Annotated in this window: 2 protein-coding genes; one reads left to right on the forward strand and one right to left on the reverse strand. The window is 47.8% G+C overall.

Annotation, left to right across the window (positions count from 1 at the left end; genetic code table 11):
- The first annotated feature begins 35 nt into the window (after positions 1-35).
- Positions 36-1,562, forward strand: coding sequence for a cellulase family glycosylhydrolase (locus AC4E7D_RS14085; RefSeq protein ID WP_490174411.1), 1,527 nt, complete (start codon positions 36-38; stop codon positions 1,560-1,562).
- Between the two features lie 58 nt (positions 1,563-1,620).
- On the opposite strand, the gene AC4E7D_RS14090 is transcribed toward AC4E7D_RS14085, so the two are convergent.
- On the reverse strand, positions 1,621-2,274 hold a 654-nt coding region (locus tag AC4E7D_RS14090; RefSeq protein ID WP_490174412.1), incomplete at its 5' end, for a glycosyltransferase.

The following is a 2,274-nucleotide window of genomic DNA, read 5'->3' on the forward strand; positions in this document are numbered from 1 at the left end:
GGGCATCCTCAGAAATATAACTATACATCCAACAAATGACCAGGTGGAATAAACATGTTTACCGCAGCCTGCTTTTGGTCTCCTTTATAGGGGTCAATGCCCTTATCCTGATGGGTATAGGTTCGGTAATTGCCTACCTCAACACGGGTGCAGAACGGTCTTCCATCCTGCATCTCGGTATGGAACTGGAACAGGTCTACCTCCCGAGTGTAAACTGGTCGCCCCTGGAGAATGAAGGCCGGAAAATGCCGGAACAAACCCTCAGCGATATTGAAGAAGACTATCTGAAGGCATGGTATGTGCGTTCTGTAGCCCTGAAAAACAATGACCCCTATGGCCTGGACGATTACTACACGGATAGTATGCGAACCAAGCTAAGGGCAATGATAAGGGATAATGCCACACGCAATATCACCATAAACAGCACCACAATTAATCACGAACTGCATCTCGATTTCTACAGTGCAGACGGTAAATTGGTTTCCTTCACAGATAGTGGGGTTACCGGTATCCACGAATTATTTGAAGGGCAAGAATTGGTTTATCGCTACCGCGATAGCACTACCTATCGAGTGGTTATGTTGCTGGAGGATGGTTTTTGGCGGATTCGCCACCTGCAAGCTCTGGAAAAAAGGACCGTGACAGGGAAATCAGAACAACCAAAAGCACCCCATATCAGGCTGGACAACACCTTTGGCATCAACTACTACCCCAAGTCTCAACCCTGGCAACTCTTTGAACAGGAATTGGATACTTTGGCAGTGGCAGAGGACTTACGATTGATCGCAGCAAAAAAGCTCAACACCCTGCGTATTTTTATTCCCTATGCTGTGTTTGGAAAGGCCGCCGTGAATACCGACGAGCTGGAACGACTGGCAGCGTTTTTGGATCTGGCTCATGCCTTCGAGGTTAAAGTGATCATAACCCTCTTCGACTTCTATGGCAATTACGACCTGCCCGACTGGACCTTAACGCACCGTCACGCTGAGACCATTGTAAATTCTGTAAAAGACCACCCCGCCTTAATGGCCTGGGATATAAAAAACGAGCCAGACCTGGATTTCAAAAACAGGGGCAAACAACGTGTTTTGGCCTGGTTAAGTGAAATGGTCCGTCAGTTAAAAACCTGGGATCCTTACCATCCGGTGACGATCGGCTGGTCCAATCCTGTGGCCGCCCGGGAATTACAGGAAGAGGTGGATTTTATCTCCTTCCATTACTACGAGGACCCCGCAGATTTTCAACAAGCTTTCTCAGCATTAAAGGAAGTTGTGGGGGATAAGGAGATCCTATTGGGGGAATTCGGGTATTCGTCCTATAGTGGCATTGCTAATTTGTATACAGGTTCCGAGGAGAAACAGGCCAAATATTACCAGGAAATGATCACCTCCATCAATCAATTGCAGATCCCCGCACTCTTCTGGACCTTACATGATTTTGAGGACATCCCGGACCAGGTGGTAGGGAAACTGCCCTGGAGAAAAGCCCGCCAAAAATACTTTGGCCTAATCCGAATGGACGGGTCACCAAAGCCGGCCTTTGCTCTTATAGAGGGCAAATAAAAAAAGGGGGACAGCAACCTGGCTATCACCCCTTTTCCACTTAACCTAACCAAAAATCTTAGTGCTTCTCAGCCAAAACTTGTTCACTTTTGGGCAAGTTCAGATCAAATCCGGTTAGTTTTGTGAATTGTATCGCCTTGAAATACTCCAGGTACATGGCTGCTATGCGCGACATAGGAATGGCACAGGCCGCCTCATAATTGGTCTTACCAAGGTGAATACGGTAAGCATCGTTGTCCAATACTTTTTCAATGGCATCGGCCAGTGAAGCCACATCAGTAGGGTCGAAGAATTCTCCGGCATACCCCTCATCCTGGATCAGGTGACTTAAGTCCCCCAGGTCCGGCAAAACAGCAGCCTTTCCATAACAGCCTGCCTGGTGGAGTACCCCGGAACTTCCGGTAGTACTGGTGTAAGGGAACACCGTTACTGCGCTTTCCTGAAATAAACCAGGCACGTCTTCCTCAGCAACATAACCAGTGAATTTCAAGCCTTCCACATGGGAATACTGCTTTGCAACACCTTCCAAATACCCGGGGGTATTGGGACTATCCGTACCGGCGATAACTATTTCCATATCCAGATCGGATCGGTTACGTATCATTTCTATCGCTTCAATCAGGATTTCCACTTTCTTGTACGTACCAAACTTTCCAAAAGCCATCACTTGTTTAGGACCTTCGGGCAGATCGTAGTTGGGCGCCTCCGGTGT

It is taken from the genome of Lentiprolixibacter sp. (assembly GCF_982873095.1).